The organism is Actinoplanes sp. CA-131856, from assembly GCF_050956135.1.
Lineage (GTDB): Bacteria > Actinomycetota > Actinomycetes > Mycobacteriales > Micromonosporaceae > Actinoplanes.
The window spans coordinates 8,465,005-8,478,884 of sequence record NZ_CP191849.1 but is presented as its reverse complement, the minus strand read 5'-3'; the positions used below and the strand labels follow the sequence as shown (position 1 = coordinate 8,478,884).

Here is a 13,880-nt window from a genome sequence, read left to right as displayed (position 1 = left end):
TCGCTGTCACGGGCCGGGGCACCGTCAGCCGCGCGGGCCGGCGCGCATCAAGCCGTCCAAGCCGCCGGGCAAGGTGGCGGCCAGGGCGGGCGTGAAAGCCGCGTCGATCAGGATGAAGGCCACGCGGGCCACTGTGGAGCCCCGGTTGGCCCAGGCGTGGTCGGTGCCCCGCTGGACGACCACGTCGCCGGGGTGGAGGGTCACCTCGGAGTCGTCGAGGATCAGGGTGATCTCGCCCTCGAGGACTATGCCGTAGTCGACCGACGCCGTGCGGTGGACGGGGGACTGGAGGCCCCTCTCGTCGAGGTGGCCGGGGCGGAACTCGTTGACGCGGATGCGGGTGCCCAGCGCCGGGGGTGGCACGGCCAGCGGGCCGGTCGTGGGCTCGTCCTCGGTCGCGGTCAGTGGGGCCGGGGCGCCCGTCGTGCTCCAGACCTCGTGGAACGCGACGCCGTCGGCGGGCAGGTGGCGGCTCACGGGGACGGGGCCGTCGGACAGCACGACCGAGACGCCGTCGGCGGTGTGGCCGGTGACCACGCGGCGCGGGGCGGTCATGCGTGGCACGCGATCGGGCCGCCGTGGAAGGCCACCATGTCGGGCCAGACCGACGGGACGGTGAGGCGGGTGTCGACCGGGTTGCCGGCCAGCTCGGAGTACGCCCGGTGCAGGTTGCCCACGAAACGCTCGGTCTCGGCCCACTGCTGGTAGGGGTTGTCGCGATGCTTGCGGGCGGCCTCCAAGGGGGACAAGCCTTCCTGGTACGACTCGGCGGCCACCTCGGCCACGTACGCCACGTAGGCGTCCATCTTGTCGAGCAGGTCGGTCACCTCGTCGCCCCGGCGGACGGGGCCGTGGCCGGGCACGAGGATCTCCGGTGCGAAGGCGCGCATCTGGACTATCGCCCGGCGGAAGCCGGACACCGAGCCCTCCAGCAGGAACGGCTGGCCGCCGGCGAAGGCCAGGTCGCCCGAGAACAGGACGCGCTGGGTGGGCAGCCAGACCAGCACGTCGTTGCTGGTGTGGGCCCGGCCCGCGTGGACCAGCTCGACCGGGAAGTCGCTCAGGTGCAGGGTGAGGCGGTCGGCGAAGGTGAGCTCCGGCGGGCGCAGCGTGAGGTGGCCGTAGTCGGGCTCGCTGATCACCTTCGTCGCTTCGAGACCGGCCGCCAGCACCTCCTCGCGGCACTTGTCGTGGCCGATCACCATGGTCTCGGCCGGCAGGAACCCGTTGCCGTACGTGTGGTCGGGATGGTGGTGGGTGTTCACCACGGCCCTGGGCGCGCCCCGGGACACCCGGGCCACCTCGGCCAGCACGGCCCGGTTGCGGCGCTCGGTCGAGGTGGTGTCGACCAGCACCGCGGCGCCGGCGCCGTCGACCACTACGCCGGTGTTGTTGACCATCCAGCCGCCGTCGGGCTGGACGTAGGCGTAGAGACCGGCGCCCAGCTCATCGACGTACGGCTTGCCTTCGCTCCAGGTCACCGGGCCTCCGTCAGAAATGTGTCGAGCGGGTTTCCACCGACTATGCCTTTCACGACAATCGGCGGGGCATCGGCGTTGCAGATCCGAGGCATCTCGGTTCGGCATGTTCCCCATGCGCGCGAGGGATGTTTGACTTCGACCGTGTTAGGGCCACCCCTGCTGCTCACCCTGGCCCTGCTCGCCGCGTTCGGGCCCATCGCGACCGACCTCTACCTGCCCGGCTTCCCGGCCATGGCCCAGGATCTGCGTGCCGACGCCAGCGGCGTCCAGCTGACCCTGACCACCTTCCTGGCCGGTCTGGCCTTCGGGCAGCTGGCCACCGGCCCGGTCTCCGACCGCTACGGCCGCCGCCGCCCGCTGCTGATCAGCGCGGCCGTCTGCGTGCTGGCCGGTGTCGTCGCCGCCTCCGCCCCGAACCTGGCCGTCCTGGTCGCGGCCCGGCTCGTGCAGGGCTTCACCGGCGCCGGTGGCCTGGTCATCGGGCGGGCGATCATCGCCGATCTGACCACCGGCCGGGCCGCCGCGCGGGCGACGACGCTGATGATGACCGTCGGCGGCGTCGCCCCCGTGCTCGCGCCGTTGATCGGTGGCCTGCTGGCCGATCCGGTCGGCTGGCGCGGCATGCTCTGGACGGTCGCCGGGCTGTGCGCCCTGATGCTGATCGCGGTCGCCGTCAACGTCCCCGAGACCCACACCGCGGCCGCCCGCGGCCGGAAGGGGTCGCTGCGCCACGCCGGCTACTGGGCGAACACGGCGGTCTTCGCGTTCTCCTTCGCGGCCATGATGGCGTACATCTCGGCCTCGCCCTTTCTCTATCAGCGGGTGGTGGGTCTGTCCGAGGTGGCGTACGGCGTGGCGTTCGGTGTCAACGCCGTCGGCCTGATCAGCGCCGGCCTGATCGCGAGCCGTCTCGACCCGCGGCGGGCGGTCGCGGGGGCGCTGACCTTGGAGGTGGCGGCCACGCTGACGTTCCTGATCCTGGTGGTGACGAACAGCCCCACCTGGGCCTACCCGATCCCGATCTTCTTCGCGGTCGCCGCGCACGGCGGCGTGATGGGCCCGTCGGCCGCGCTGGCCATGGGTCACGTGCGGTCGGTGGCCGGCCGGGCCAGCGCGGTCCTCGGCTTCAGCCAGTTCGGCCTGGGCGCGGTCGTCGCGCCGCTGGTCGGCCTGGGCGGCGGCGAGGGCGGGGCCCTGGCCGTGGTGATGGTGTCGGCCGCGCTCATCGCGAGCGCGGCCGCGTTCACAGAATATCGACGGCTACGTCGTGCAGCAGGCGGCGCAGCCACACCCCGGCCGGGTCGGCGGCGTGACGCGGATGCCAGTGCGCCGCCTCTGTGATCCGCACGGTGTCGAGCGGGGTCGAGGCGATAACGAGGTCGAGCATGTCGAGGCAGCGGTGGGCCATGCGGGCCGGCACGAAGGCGCACATGCCCGTGCCGGCCACCGCGAACGGCAGCGTGAGCAGGCTGGTCACCTGCACCAGCACGGTGCGGTCGGCCAGGCCCTTGGCCTCGAGCGCGACCTCCAAGGGGCGGCGGTGCTCGCCGGCCGAGAGGAACTCGGCCACCGCGTGCGGCATGGAGGCGAGGTCCTCCAGGGTGAGCGCGCCGTCTTTCAACCGCGGGTTGGCGCGGGCGACCACGCACACCAGCTCGTCGGTGAAGACGGCCTGGGTGCGCCCCGGCAGGTCGAAGCCGAGCGGCACCACCACCAGGTCGCGGCGCAGCAGCTGCACCTCGAACTGCTCCCGCGACTCGGGCACGCTGTCGAAGTTCATCGAGCAGCCCGGCGCCTGCTCGCGCAGCAGGCGGATCAACGGCTCGGCGAGCACGGTCATCGCGTATTCGCTCATGCTCACGTCGAACCGTTTGCCGCTGGTGGCCGGGTCGAACTCGCGGTGGTTGCCGAGCAGGCTCTCGGCCGCCTCGACGGCCACGGCCACGGCCGGCCGCAGGCGTGTGGCGAACGGCGTCAGCTCGTACTCCCGGCCGTTGCGGGTCAGCAGTTCGTCGTCGAAGTGTTTGCGCAGCCGGGCCAGCGCCCCGCTCATCGCGGACTGGCTCATCGTCATGCGGGCGCCGGCGTGGGTGAGGTTCCGCTCCTCCAGCAGCGCGTGCAGCGAGAGCAGAAGGTTGGCGTCGACGTCGCGCAGTCCCTCGGGCACGTCGTTGATGTTAGGCCGCCGGCCTGCGAAAGTAAGCCGGTGACCCTGGGTGGCACCGATCTGAATCTGCTGCTGTCGCTGAAGGTCCTGCTCGAGGAGGGCAACGTGACCCGGGCCGGGCAGCGGCTGGCGCTTGGCCAGCCGGCGATGAGCACCGCCCTGGCCCGGCTGCGGCGCAAGTTCAACGACGAGCTGCTGACCCGCAGCGGCCGCGACTACGAGCTGACCCCGTTCGCGGTCGAGCTGCTGCCCGAGGTGCAGCACGCGCTGCGGCTGATCGGCACGGCGCTGCGCGTCGAGGACGAGTTCGACCCGGCGTCCAGCGAGCGCACGTTCCGGCTCGCCATGAGCGACTACGCCATCGCCGTGGTGCACGAGACATTGCTGGCCCGGGTGACCGAGCTGGCGCCCGGGGTGAGCCTGAGCATCGACCACATGCGGCCTGACGCCCGCACCTCCGAAAGGACCATGCTCAAGTACGACGCGGTGATCGCCCCGCTGGGTCTCGGATTCCCGGGGGAGTCACGGCCGCTGTGGCGTGACCGTTTCGTCTGCCTGGTCGACGCCCGCCATCCGCGGCTGACCGACAAGGGCCTCACGCTGGACGATCTGGCCGAGCTTCCGCACGCGGTGGCCGGTTTCGGGCCGGCCGTGCTGACCCCGGTCGACCGGATCTTCGGCGAGCTCGGCATCGAGAGGCGGATCGAGGCGACCGTACGGGGCTGGCTTCCGCTCCCGTTCGTCATCGAGGGCACCGACCTGGTCGCCGTGGTGCCCGAACGGCAGGCCCGCCTGCACACCAGCACGCTGGTGGTGGTGGAGCCCCCGTTCGGGCACGTGCCGCTGGCCGAGGGCTACTGGTTCGCCCGTGACCGGCTCGGCGACCCGGCCCATCAGTGGCTGTTCGCCCGGCTCGACGAGGTGGGCGAGGTGCTGGCGCCCGCCAACCCGTAGCCGGGGAAGACGCGGTCGGGGTCCCATGTGTCGCGCAGGGCGGCCAGCCGCGCGGCGTGGGAAGGGGTCAGGAACGGGATCGGGCGGCTCAGATCGGTGTCGCCCAGATATTGCCCGGCGCTGACCGGGTCGAGGTCGGCCATGGCGTCGCGCTGCCAGCCCCGGTAGCGCTCGTCGTCGGCTTCGGAGGTCCAGAGCACGTAGCTGGCCAGATAGATCTCCGACTGCAACGAGAACGCCATGTCCGGCAACTGGCGCAGCGGCGCCATGCTGAACCAGATGGTGAACGACTTGTCGTTGGGCAGAGTGGTGAAGACGCGGCGCGAGGCGGGCACCACCTCGGACGGCGGCCCGGACACCCACGCGTTGTCGACCGCCCAGCGATGCCCTTCGGGGTTGTCCCGGAGCTGGCGGGCGCGTTCGTGCTCCAGCGTCGTCGGCTGCGCGTCGATCACCAGCAACGCACGCGACAAAGCAGGATTTGTCCGGAATGGCGCGAGGGTGAGGTCAGCGGCTTCGCGGGCGGCGGACTCCTCGCGGGCGGCGGAGCTCTCGTGGGCGGCGGACTCCTCGTGGGCGGCGGGGATCAGGGCGACGCCCGTGACGAGGAGGATCGGCTCGTCGGCAATGGTGCGGTCCGTCTTGGTGAGGGCCACAATCTCGACCGAGGGCGCGACCGAGGAGTGCACGCCCTGCAGCCAGGTCATCACTTCGTCGAAATCGTCGAGCCGGTACGCCTGTACGGTGTGAGCGACGTACGCGGGAGCGGCAATGGTCCTCAAGTGGAACCGCGTCACCACCCCGAAGAACCCCGGCCCGGCCCCGCGCGCCGCCCAGAAGAGATCCTCGTTGACGGACGGCGAGGCGTGCACCAGCGACCCGTCCGCGGTGACCACGTCGATGCCCTCGATGTATTCGGCGGCCCATCCCCAGCCCCGCGCGTTCCATCCCTGCCCGCCCTGCAGCAGGAAGCCGCCCAGCCCCACCGTCGGGCAATGCCCGCCCGGAAAGAACCGCCCCCGCGCGGCCAGATACGGCGCCAGCTCACTGCCGCCTTTGATCGACGGCGAAACCCGGACAACCCCATTGTCGTACGTCATCTCGCGCATCCCGCCGAGATCGATCACCACCGCCTCGTCGCGCAGCGACCACTGCGCCCAGCTGTGCCCGCCCGACCGGACCACCACCTGCCACCCGCGCTCCCGCGCCAGCCGCACCCCGTCGACCACGTCCTGCTCGGTCGACGCCTTCACGATCGCCGCCGGCCGCCGCACCGGCAGCCGCCGGTTGAAGATCCGGTCGACCCGGGCCCGCTCATAGCCCGGGTCGCCGTCGTAAAGGATCACGCCGGAGCGCAGAGCGCGTGCAGCGTCTGCCCCATCACCCGGCCCGGGTCGGCGCCCGGCGTCTCCGGGTGCATCTCCCACTCGGCTAGCTGCAAGCTGTTGTCCAGCACCATCTTCACGCGCGGGAACCGCCGCTCCCAGAACCCGCGCAGGGCCGCGTCGACGTCCACACCGTCGCCGCTGGTCAGCATCTCGGCCAGCACGACCGCGTCCTCGGCGCACATGGCCGCGCCCTGCGCGATCAGCGGCGGGCAGGCGTGCGCGGCGTCGCCGATGATGATGCTCCGCCCCCGGTACCAGGGCTCGGAGACCAGGATCGACTCGATGTACTGGTAGTTGACCAGCGCGTCGTCCGGGAGCCCGTCGCGCACCCGGCCCCACGTTCCGCCGTACCCCTGACCATGGTCTTTGAAGGTCTTGCCGTTGACCTTCTCGCCCACATAGGACTGATCCAGCTCACCCTCGAGGAGGAACGCGTAGCAGAGGTCCTTGGAGATCGGCGTATATCCGGCCTTGTATTTCGGGCCGCCGTAGTAGAGCTCGGAGCACTCCATCTCGGCCGGCCGTGCCCCGACCACGCGCCAGATTCCCATGCCCGTGCGCCGCGGCTGGGCGTCGATACCGATCAGCGACCGCACCTTCGAGTGGATGCCGTCCGCGCCGACGAGCAGGTCGACGCGTTCGGCCGAGCCGTCCGACAGCGTCGCCGTGACCCCGTCGCCGTGGTCCTCGATCGCGGTGACCGTGGTGCCCAGCCGCACGTCGACGCCCGCCTTGACGACGGCGTTCGCCAGGACCTCGGCGACGTCCGACCGCAGCGCGCCCATGGTCGGCGGCACGTCCGGCCCGCCCATCGGCGGTGTCGGGATCTCCATGATCAAATTCCCGTCGGCCGTACGCATCCGCAGGGTGCCGAAGCAGTGCCCGCGCTCCGCGATCTCGTCGAAGACGCCCACCTGGGCGAACGCCTTGAGCGCGTTGCCCTGCAGGGTGATGCCGTGCCCGGCGCCGCCCCACTTCCCGCGCAGCTCGGCCAGGACGACGCCCACACCCCGCTGGGCCAGCGCGAGGGCGAGAACGCTGCCGGTGATGCCGCCGCCGACGACGAGGACGCGACTGCTCATGAGGTCTCCTTCAGCTCCGGTTGCGGTGCGCGGGCGCCGGTGATCCAGCCGACGATGTGGTCGGTCTCGGTCTCGTCGAGCCGGACGTCGGCGACCTTCGCCCCGCGGTTGAGGATCGTCACCCGGTCGGCCACCTCGTGGCAGAGCGGGAGATTGTGGGTGACCAGCACGATGGCCACGCCCTGGCCGGCCATCCGCCGGATCAGGGCCTCGACCTGCTTGGTCTGTTCGTAGCCGAGGGCCGCGGTCGGCTCGTCGAGCAGCAGGACGCCGCTGTCGCCGCCGCTGACCCGGATCGCGCTGCGGGCCAGGGCCACCACCTGCCGCTGGCCGCCCGAGAGCATTTCGACCGGCCGGGTCATCGGCGCCGTGCGTACCCCCAAGCGGTCGAGCTCGGCCTCGGACCGGCGGCGCATCGCCTTGTGGTCGACGAAGCCGAGCCAGCCGAGCGGGCCGCGGCGCAGGATCTCGCGCCCGATGTTGAGGTTGGTGGAGATGTCCTGGGCGTCGACCAGGGCCAGGTCCTGATAGACCATCTGGACGCCGGCCGCGGCGGCGTCGCTCGGCTGGTGGAACTCGACCCGCCGACCGTGGACCTCGACCGTGCCCGCGGTGGGCCGGTGGGCGCCGGACATGATTTTCAGCAGTGTCGACTTGCCGGCGCCGTTGTCGCCGAGGAGGCCGACCACCTCGCCCGGCTCGACGTGGAAGTCGATGCCGGACAGCGCGCGGACGTAGCCGTAGTGCATCTCGATGCCGCTGAGCCGCAAGGCGGAAGGCATGTCACACGCTCCGGTTGTGCACGGACAGGTTGGCGACGGACATCAATCGGTTCGAGACCCCGCGCTGGATCACCCGTTCCAGGCCGAGCGAGGTCAACAGCAGCAGGCCGGTCACCACGGTGGCCCAGTAGGGCTGGATGCCACGGATGGTCAGGCCGTTGGCGATGGTGGCCAGGATCAGCGCGCCCACCAGCACCCGCGGCAGCGAGCCGCGGCCGCCGGTGAGGGCGACGCCGGCCAGGGCGACGGCGGTCAGGGCGCTGAAGATGACGCCGGGGCTGGCCTCCGGCGTGGCCTCGGTGGTCACGGCGGTGGTGACCAGCCCGCCGAGCGCCGCGCACAGTCCGGACAGGACGAAGCCGAGCACCCGGTAGCGGTCGGCGTGGATGCCGGAGCGGCGGACCGCCTCGCTGTTGCCGCCGACCGCCATGAGCCGGATGCCGTCCCGGGTCCGGGTCAGGAAGAGCGTGCCGATCAGGAACAGCGCCGCCACGATGTAGACCGGGGCCGGCACCCCGAAGTAGCGCGCGGTGCCCATGAACTGGAGCTCGCGCAGACCGGGGAAGGTGTAGCCGCCGGCGATCACCGCGGCCAGGCCGGACAGCGCGGACAGGCTGCCGATGGTGACGATGATCGGGTTGAAGCCGCGCAGCGCGATCAGCCCGTTGACCAGGCCGACCAGCACACCGCAGACCAGGCCGGCGGCCAGCGACAGCCACACCGGCTGCCCGTGCGTCATCAGCCAGCCGGTGACGCAGGCGGCGAACGCGGCCGTGCCGGGCAGCGACAGGTCGAGCACGCCGGTCATCACGCCGAAGCCGACGCCGGCCGCGAAGATGGCGGTCAGGGCGGCCGCGTTCGCGACCAGCATGGCGTTGTCCAGCGTCGCGAAGTACGGCGCGCACCAGAACGAGAAGACCAGAATGATCACGGCCCAGAGCACGAAGATGCCACGGTCGCGGGCGAAGACCAGCACGGACACGGCCCGGGGCATGTCACGCCCGGCGGGCACCGCGGTCTCGGTGACCATCGGCTGCGCGGACACGGCCACGTCAGCTCCCGGCCTTCTCGACCTTTTGCGGCACGGTGAGCTGCACGCCGACCGCCGCCGGGTCGCCCATCATCTTCGTGAGCGTGTCGAACGACTGGGCCATGTCCGCGTCGAACTGGAGCACCACCGAGGCGTAGATCTTGCCCTCCTTGACCAGGCCGAGCACCTCGTCGTTGCCGCCGGCCTCGGTGACACAGGTCAGCTCCTTGCCGGCCGCGTCGAACGCGCCGAGCGAGCCGAGCGCCGACTCGTCGTTCGCGCCGAGCACCGCCTTGACGTTCGGGTGGCCCTGCAACGCGCCGCTCACCCCGGTCTGCGTGGCCGCCCGGTCGGTGGTGGTCACGGTCTGCACGATGGTGGCGCCGGGCGCGGTCGCCTTCAGCGCCTCTTTCGCGGCGTTCTCCAGCTCCTCCTTGCCGGCGACGCCGGCCGCGTTGTTGACGTCGAACACCTCGGCCTTGCCGCCGAGCTTCTCGTTGATGCAGTTGCCCAGCTCCTGGCCGATGGCCGTGCCCTGCGCCTTGTAGTCGATCGTCGAGAAGGACAGCCCGGCCTCGGGGGCGGCCAGACCGTAGTCGGACGGCACCCCGTTGAGGATCATCGGGACCTTCTTGCTCTGCGCGGTCTTGACCAGCGCCGACAGGGAGGCGGGCTGGTTCGCGATCACCCAGGCGCCGCCGGCCCGGCCGGTCTCGATGACGCTCTGCAGCTGCTGGAGCTGCTTCTGCGGGTCCTGGTTCGGGTCCTGGACGATGACCTCGTACCCCTTGCTCTTCCCATATCCCGTGACGCCCTCGGAGAGGCCCTTCATGGCCGGGATCTTGAGGGCCAAGGGGGAGAAGACGACGGTCTTGGTCTCGGAGGACGAAGCTCCGGTGGCGGGCTGGGTGTCGCCGGAACAGGCGGACACGAAAGTGAGGCACCCGGCCGCGACGATGGCCGCGGCCGATCTCTGAGCTGGTGTCACGGCATCTCCTCGGGAGGGCGTGTGTCGTTCGCCACAGAAGAGCACGCGGCGGACGGGCACTGGAACCTCGCGATACACATGGCTGCCATCAGCCCGAAACATGCCTGGCATTGCCGTGCGCGCTTTCTCGGTGACCGGGGTCCGCACCTAGCGTGAGGAAACCATCCGAACCACGAGGAGCCTCGCCATGGCCTACGTCGTCAGCGCCACCTGGACCGCCGAGCCCGGCAAGGAGGGCGTCGTCCTCGACGCGATCGAGAAGCTGACCCCGCCGTCACGCCAGGAGCCCGGCAACCTCTACTACCAGGCGTACCAGGACCCGGCCGAGCCCACGGTGTTCCGGCTCTTCGAGGTCTACACCGACGAGGACGCCTACGCGGCCCACGGCGCCTCCGAACACTTCGCCGAGTACGGCCACGGCCAGGCGATCCCGGTGCTCGCCCAGCGTGAGCGCGCCTTCTACACCACGATCGGCTGACCGCGATGCAGCTCGCCGCCTTCCGCCGGCCGGACGACCCGGCCGGCACCCGCCGCACCGGGCTGGTCGTGGGCGACCGCTCGGCCTGGTGGCTGCACGCCTTCCCGGACGGCACCGACCTGATCGCGCTGCTCGCGGCCGACCCGGCCGAGCGGGAGGCGGCGGCCGACGCGGCCGCCCGCTCCGACGGGCTCGGCCCGGACGACGTCGTGCTGCTGCCGCCGGTCTACCCGGTGGCGATGCGGGACTTCCTGACCTTCGAGTCGCACGTCGAGGGCGTCGGCAAGGGCATGCAGGGTGCGCCGAAGGTGCCCGACGAGTGGTACGCCGCACCGTCGTTCCTGTTCATGGCGCCGCACGCGGTCACCGGCCCGTACGACGACGTGGCCATGCCGCCCGACACCGACCGGCTCGACTTCGAGCTGGAGCTGGCCGCGGTGATCTGCCACGACGTCCGCAACGTGACGCCGGAGCAGGCCCGCGCGGCGATCGGCGGCTACCTGGTCATGAACGACTGGTCGGCCCGCGACGTGCAGGGCCGCGAGATGAAGCTCGGCCTGGGCCCGTCCAAGGGCAAGGACTTCGCGACCACGATCGGCCCGTGGGTGGTCACCGCCGACGAGCTGGACGACTGCCGCGACGCCGACGGCTTCCTCGACCTCGAGATGACGGTCAAGGTCAACGACGTACGGGTGGGCCGCGACCGGTCCGCGCACATGGGCTGGTCGTTCGAGCATCTCGTGTCGTACGCGTCCCGGGCCTCCTGGGTGAAAGCGGGCGAGGTGCTGGCCTCGGGCACCTGCGGCGGCGGCGCGCTGGCCGAGTCGTGGGGCCGCAGCGGGCTGCTGACCCCGCCGCCGTTGCGGGTGGGCGACGTCGTGGAGATGTCGGTCGAGCGGGTCGGGACGATCCGCAACCGGGTCGTGGCGGCCACCGAGCAGGTGCCGTCGATCGTCCCGGCCCGCCGGCGCGTCACCGAGGGGGTGTGACGCGGTGGCCGTGGTGACCGTCGACCCGGCGACCGGGCAGCCGCTCGCGTCCTATCCGGCCGACGACTGGTACCGGATCGACGCCGCCCTGTCCGAGGCGTCGGCGGCGGCGGCCGTGTGGGCGTCCACCTCCCTGGTCCAGCGGCTGTTCCTGCTGCGCTCGGTGGGCAAGCTGCTGACCGAGCGCCGCACCCGGTACGCCGAGATGATCACGGCCGAGATGGGCAAGCCGCTCGCCGAGGCGCTGGCCGAGGTCGACAAGTGCGCCCTCAACTGCGAGGTCGTGGCCTCCCAGGCGCCGGACTGGCTGGCCGACCACGAGGTGGTCAGCGGCGCGGCCCGGAGCTGGCTCAGCTACGAGCCGCTCGGCGTGGTCTTCGCGGTGATGCCCTGGAACTACCCGTTCTGGCAGGTGCTGCGCTTCGCCTGCGCAGCCCTGGCCGCCGGGAACGCGGCGGTCCTCAAGCACGCGCCCAACGTGACCGGCTGCGCGCTGGCCCTCGAGGCGTTGTTCGCCGACGCGGGGGCGCCCGACGGGCTGTTCCAGTCGCTGGTCATCGACGAGGCGGACGTGCCGGCGCTGACCGCGCGGATCGTGGCCGACGAGCGGATCGCCGCGGTCACGCTGACCGGCAGCGAACAGGCCGGCAGCGCGGTGGCGGCGGCGGCCGGGGCCGCGCTGAAGAAGTCGTTGCTGGAGCTGGGCGGCTCCGACCCGTTCGTGGTGCTCGACGACGCCGACCTGCCGGCGGCGGCGACCGCGGCGGCCCGCTCCCGGTTCGGCAACGCGGGGCAGAGCTGCATCGCGGCCAAGCGGTTCATCGTGGCCTCGGCGGTGGCCGGCGAGTTCGCCCGGCTGCTGCTCGACGAGGTGGCGGCGCTGCCGCCGCTCGGGCCGATGGCCCGGGCCGACCTGCGCGACGCCCTGCACGATCAGGTGACCCGCACGATCGGCCAGGGCGCGACGCTGCTGACCGGCGGGAAACCGGCCGACGGGCCGGGCTTCTTCTATCCGCCGACCGTGCTCGACCACGTCGAGCCGGGGATGGCGGCGTTCGCGGAGGAGACGTTCGGGCCGGTGGCGGTCATCGTCCGGGCCCGCGACGACGAGCACGCGGTCGCCCTGGCCAACGACACCGCCTTCGGGCTCGGGGCGGCGGTGTGGAGCCGGTCCGAGCGCGGCCTCGCGGCCGGGCGGCGGATCCGGTCGGGTGCGCTGTTCGTCAACGCCATCGTCGCCTCCGACCCGCGGCTGCCGTTCGGCGGCGTGGGCCGCAGTGGATACGGGCGTGAGCTCTCGGCCGAGGGGACGCGGGAGTTCACCAACGTCCGCACGGTCTACCTCGGGCCGGGCGGCGGTCCCGCTCACCGTAGCGCCGGCCTGGACCACGTCGGCCTGACCGTCGGTGACCTCGGCGTCATGACCGATTGGTACCGCGCGGCCCTCGGGTTGCGGACGGAGTTCGAGTTCACGCTCCCCGACGTGGACTTCCGAGGGGTGATGCTGCGCGGCGCCGGCTACCGGATCGAGCTGCTGCACCGGGCCGGAAACGTCGCCGGGATGCGGGCGGGCAGCCCGGTCGAAGCGGCGCTGACCCGGGGCTTCGGACATATCGCCCTGGATGTCGCGGACGTCGGCCACGCCTACACCGAACTGTTGAAGGCCGGCGCCACCGACCGCATGGCGCCGCGGCAGTCACCCGAGCCCGGCATCCGGATGGCGTTCGTGGCCGATCCGGAAGGGAACCTGATCGAGCTGCTCGACCGGAGGGCGGCCAAGTGACCAGGCTCAACGGGAAGATCGCGCTGATCACCGGCGTGGGCGGCGGCATCGGGGCCGCCGCCGCGCAGCGGTTCGCCGCCGAGGGCGCCCGGGTGGCCGGCTGCGACCTCGACCCCGGCGTCGGCGCCAGGTGGCGTACCCCGGACATGTTCGTGACCGGCGGGGTCGACCTTTCCGACCCCGCGCAGGCGGCGGCCTGGGTGCGCAGCGCGGTCGAGCACTTCGGCGGCATCGACGTGCTCTACAACAACGCCTCCGCGCAGCGGTTCGGCACGCTCGACGAGCTCGGCGTCGACGACTGGGACTTCACCATGCGCAACGAGCTCAGCCTCGTCTACTACACCGTGCGCGCGGCCTGGCCGTTCCTGAAGCAGTACGGCGGCGGCTCGATCATCAACGTCGGCTCGATCGCGGCCATGCGCGGCGTCGAGTTCATGGCGCAGAACGCGCACAGCGCGGCCAAGGGCGGCGTGCTCGCGCTCACCCTGCAACTGGTCGTCGAGGGTGGCCCGTACGGCATCCGCGCCAACGCCATCAGCCCCGGCCTCGTCCTCACTCCCAACACCGCGCCGCTGCTGGCCGACCCGCCCGCGCGGTTGAAGGAGATCGTGCTCGACCGCATCCCCCTCGGCCGCCACGGCCACGTCGACGACGTGGTCAACGCCGCGGTCTTCCTCGCCTCGGACGAGTCGTCGTGGATCAGCGGCGCCAACCTCGTCGTCGACGGCGGCGGTTCCACACTCGGTTAAGGAGTCTTG

The 13,880-nt window shown here is 71.9% G+C and carries 14 protein-coding genes; 6 read left to right on the top strand and 8 right to left on the bottom strand.

The features are described 5' to 3' along the window. Window positions 1-24 precede the first annotated feature (24 nt). Both ACQP2X_RS38840 and ACQP2X_RS38835 read right to left on the bottom strand, forming a co-directional pair. On the bottom strand, window positions 25-555 hold the full coding sequence (locus tag ACQP2X_RS38840; protein ID WP_498690494.1) for a cupin domain-containing protein: 531 nt from the start codon (window positions 553-555) through the stop codon (window positions 25-27). Then, window positions 552-1,481: an MBL fold metallo-hydrolase gene (locus tag ACQP2X_RS38835; protein ID WP_498690492.1), complete on the bottom strand. Its 930-nt coding sequence runs from the start codon at window positions 1,479-1,481 to the stop codon at window positions 552-554. Before ACQP2X_RS38835 ends, ACQP2X_RS38840 begins: the two co-directional genes overlap by 4 nt. Window positions 1,482-1,622: 141 nt before the next feature. Between ACQP2X_RS38835 and ACQP2X_RS38830 the strand changes: the two genes are divergently transcribed. Continuing rightward, the gene (locus ACQP2X_RS38830; protein ID WP_498690490.1) at window positions 1,623-2,822 is read left to right on the top strand and encodes a multidrug effflux MFS transporter; all 1,200 of its coding nucleotides are present in this window, start codon (window positions 1,623-1,625) and stop codon (window positions 2,820-2,822) included. On the opposite strand, the gene ACQP2X_RS38825 is transcribed toward ACQP2X_RS38830, so the two are convergent. Then, the gene (locus ACQP2X_RS38825) at window positions 2,725-3,648 is read right to left on the bottom strand and encodes a LysR family transcriptional regulator (RefSeq protein WP_498690488.1); all 924 of its coding nucleotides are present in this window, start codon (window positions 3,646-3,648) and stop codon (window positions 2,725-2,727) included. The genes ACQP2X_RS38830 and ACQP2X_RS38825 overlap by 98 nt on opposite strands. 39 nt (window positions 3,649-3,687) lie before the next feature. On the opposite strand from ACQP2X_RS38825, the gene ACQP2X_RS38820 reads away from it, so the two are divergent. Further along, window positions 3,688-4,602, top strand: coding sequence for a LysR family transcriptional regulator (locus ACQP2X_RS38820; RefSeq protein WP_498690487.1), 915 nt, complete (start codon window positions 3,688-3,690; stop codon window positions 4,600-4,602). On the opposite strand, the gene ACQP2X_RS38815 is transcribed toward ACQP2X_RS38820, so the two are convergent. Genes ACQP2X_RS38815 through ACQP2X_RS38795 form a run of 5 tightly spaced genes read right to left on the bottom strand, consistent with a single transcriptional unit; the run spans window position 4,542 to window position 9,872 of the window. Beyond that, entirely contained in the window at window positions 4,542-5,948 is a 1,407-nt protein-coding gene (locus tag ACQP2X_RS38815) for an FAD-binding oxidoreductase (RefSeq protein ID WP_498690485.1), read from the bottom strand. The genes ACQP2X_RS38820 and ACQP2X_RS38815 overlap by 61 nt on opposite strands. Continuing rightward, entirely contained in the window at window positions 5,945-7,072 is a 1,128-nt protein-coding gene (locus ACQP2X_RS38810; protein WP_498690484.1) for an FAD-dependent monooxygenase, read from the bottom strand. The genes ACQP2X_RS38815 and ACQP2X_RS38810 overlap by 4 nt, the downstream gene beginning before the upstream one ends. Further along, on the bottom strand, window positions 7,069-7,854 hold the full coding sequence (locus ACQP2X_RS38805) for an ATP-binding cassette domain-containing protein (RefSeq protein ID WP_498690481.1): 786 nt from the start codon (window positions 7,852-7,854) through the stop codon (window positions 7,069-7,071). The genes ACQP2X_RS38810 and ACQP2X_RS38805 overlap by 4 nt, the downstream gene beginning before the upstream one ends. 1 nt (window position 7,855) lies before the next feature. Beyond that, window positions 7,856-8,905: an ABC transporter permease gene (locus ACQP2X_RS38800; protein ID WP_498690480.1), complete on the bottom strand. Its 1,050-nt coding sequence runs from the start codon at window positions 8,903-8,905 to the stop codon at window positions 7,856-7,858. A 1-nt stretch (window position 8,906) separates the two neighbouring features. Then, a complete protein-coding gene (locus ACQP2X_RS38795; RefSeq protein WP_498690478.1) occupies window positions 8,907-9,872 on the bottom strand; it encodes a sugar ABC transporter substrate-binding protein in 966 nt (321 codons plus the stop codon). Window positions 9,873-10,059: 187 nt separating this feature from the next. Here ACQP2X_RS38795 and ACQP2X_RS38790 point away from each other — a divergent pair, with 187 nt between their 5' ends. Genes ACQP2X_RS38790 through ACQP2X_RS38775 form a run of 4 tightly spaced genes read left to right on the top strand, consistent with a single transcriptional unit; the run spans window position 10,060 to window position 13,871 of the window. Next, window positions 10,060-10,350: a putative quinol monooxygenase gene (locus ACQP2X_RS38790; protein ID WP_498690476.1), complete on the top strand. Its 291-nt coding sequence runs from the start codon at window positions 10,060-10,062 to the stop codon at window positions 10,348-10,350. A gap of 5 nt (window positions 10,351-10,355) precedes the next feature. After that, the gene (locus ACQP2X_RS38785; RefSeq protein WP_498690474.1) at window positions 10,356-11,339 is read left to right on the top strand and encodes a fumarylacetoacetate hydrolase family protein; all 984 of its coding nucleotides are present in this window, start codon (window positions 10,356-10,358) and stop codon (window positions 11,337-11,339) included. Window positions 11,340-11,343: 4 nt separating this feature from the next. Further along, window positions 11,344-13,122 (top strand): aldehyde dehydrogenase family protein, encoded by a 1,779-nt coding sequence (locus tag ACQP2X_RS38780; RefSeq protein WP_498690472.1) that lies wholly within the window; start codon window positions 11,344-11,346, stop codon window positions 13,120-13,122. After that, complete coding sequence (locus tag ACQP2X_RS38775; protein ID WP_498690471.1) at window positions 13,119-13,871, top strand: SDR family NAD(P)-dependent oxidoreductase; 753 nt, start codon at window positions 13,119-13,121, stop codon at window positions 13,869-13,871. The genes ACQP2X_RS38780 and ACQP2X_RS38775 overlap by 4 nt, the downstream gene beginning before the upstream one ends. Window positions 13,872-13,880 lie beyond the last annotated feature (9 nt).

Bases quoted from the DNA above. Each gene is read 5' to 3' on its own strand.
- ACQP2X_RS38840 (WP_498690494.1), bottom strand. From the start codon at position 555: ATGACCGCCCCGCGCCGCGTGGTCACCGGCCACACCGCCGACGGCGTC.
- ACQP2X_RS38810 (WP_498690484.1), bottom strand. From the start codon at position 7,072: ATGAGCAGTCGCGTCCTCGTCGTCGGCGGCGGCATCACCGGCAGCGTT.
- ACQP2X_RS38805 (WP_498690481.1), bottom strand. From the start codon at position 7,854: ATGCCTTCCGCCTTGCGGCTCAGCGGCATCGAGATGCACTACGGCTAC.
- ACQP2X_RS38790 (WP_498690476.1), top strand. From the start codon at position 10,060: ATGGCCTACGTCGTCAGCGCCACCTGGACCGCCGAGCCCGGCAAGGAG.
- ACQP2X_RS38785 (WP_498690474.1), top strand. From the start codon at position 10,356: ATGCAGCTCGCCGCCTTCCGCCGGCCGGACGACCCGGCCGGCACCCGC.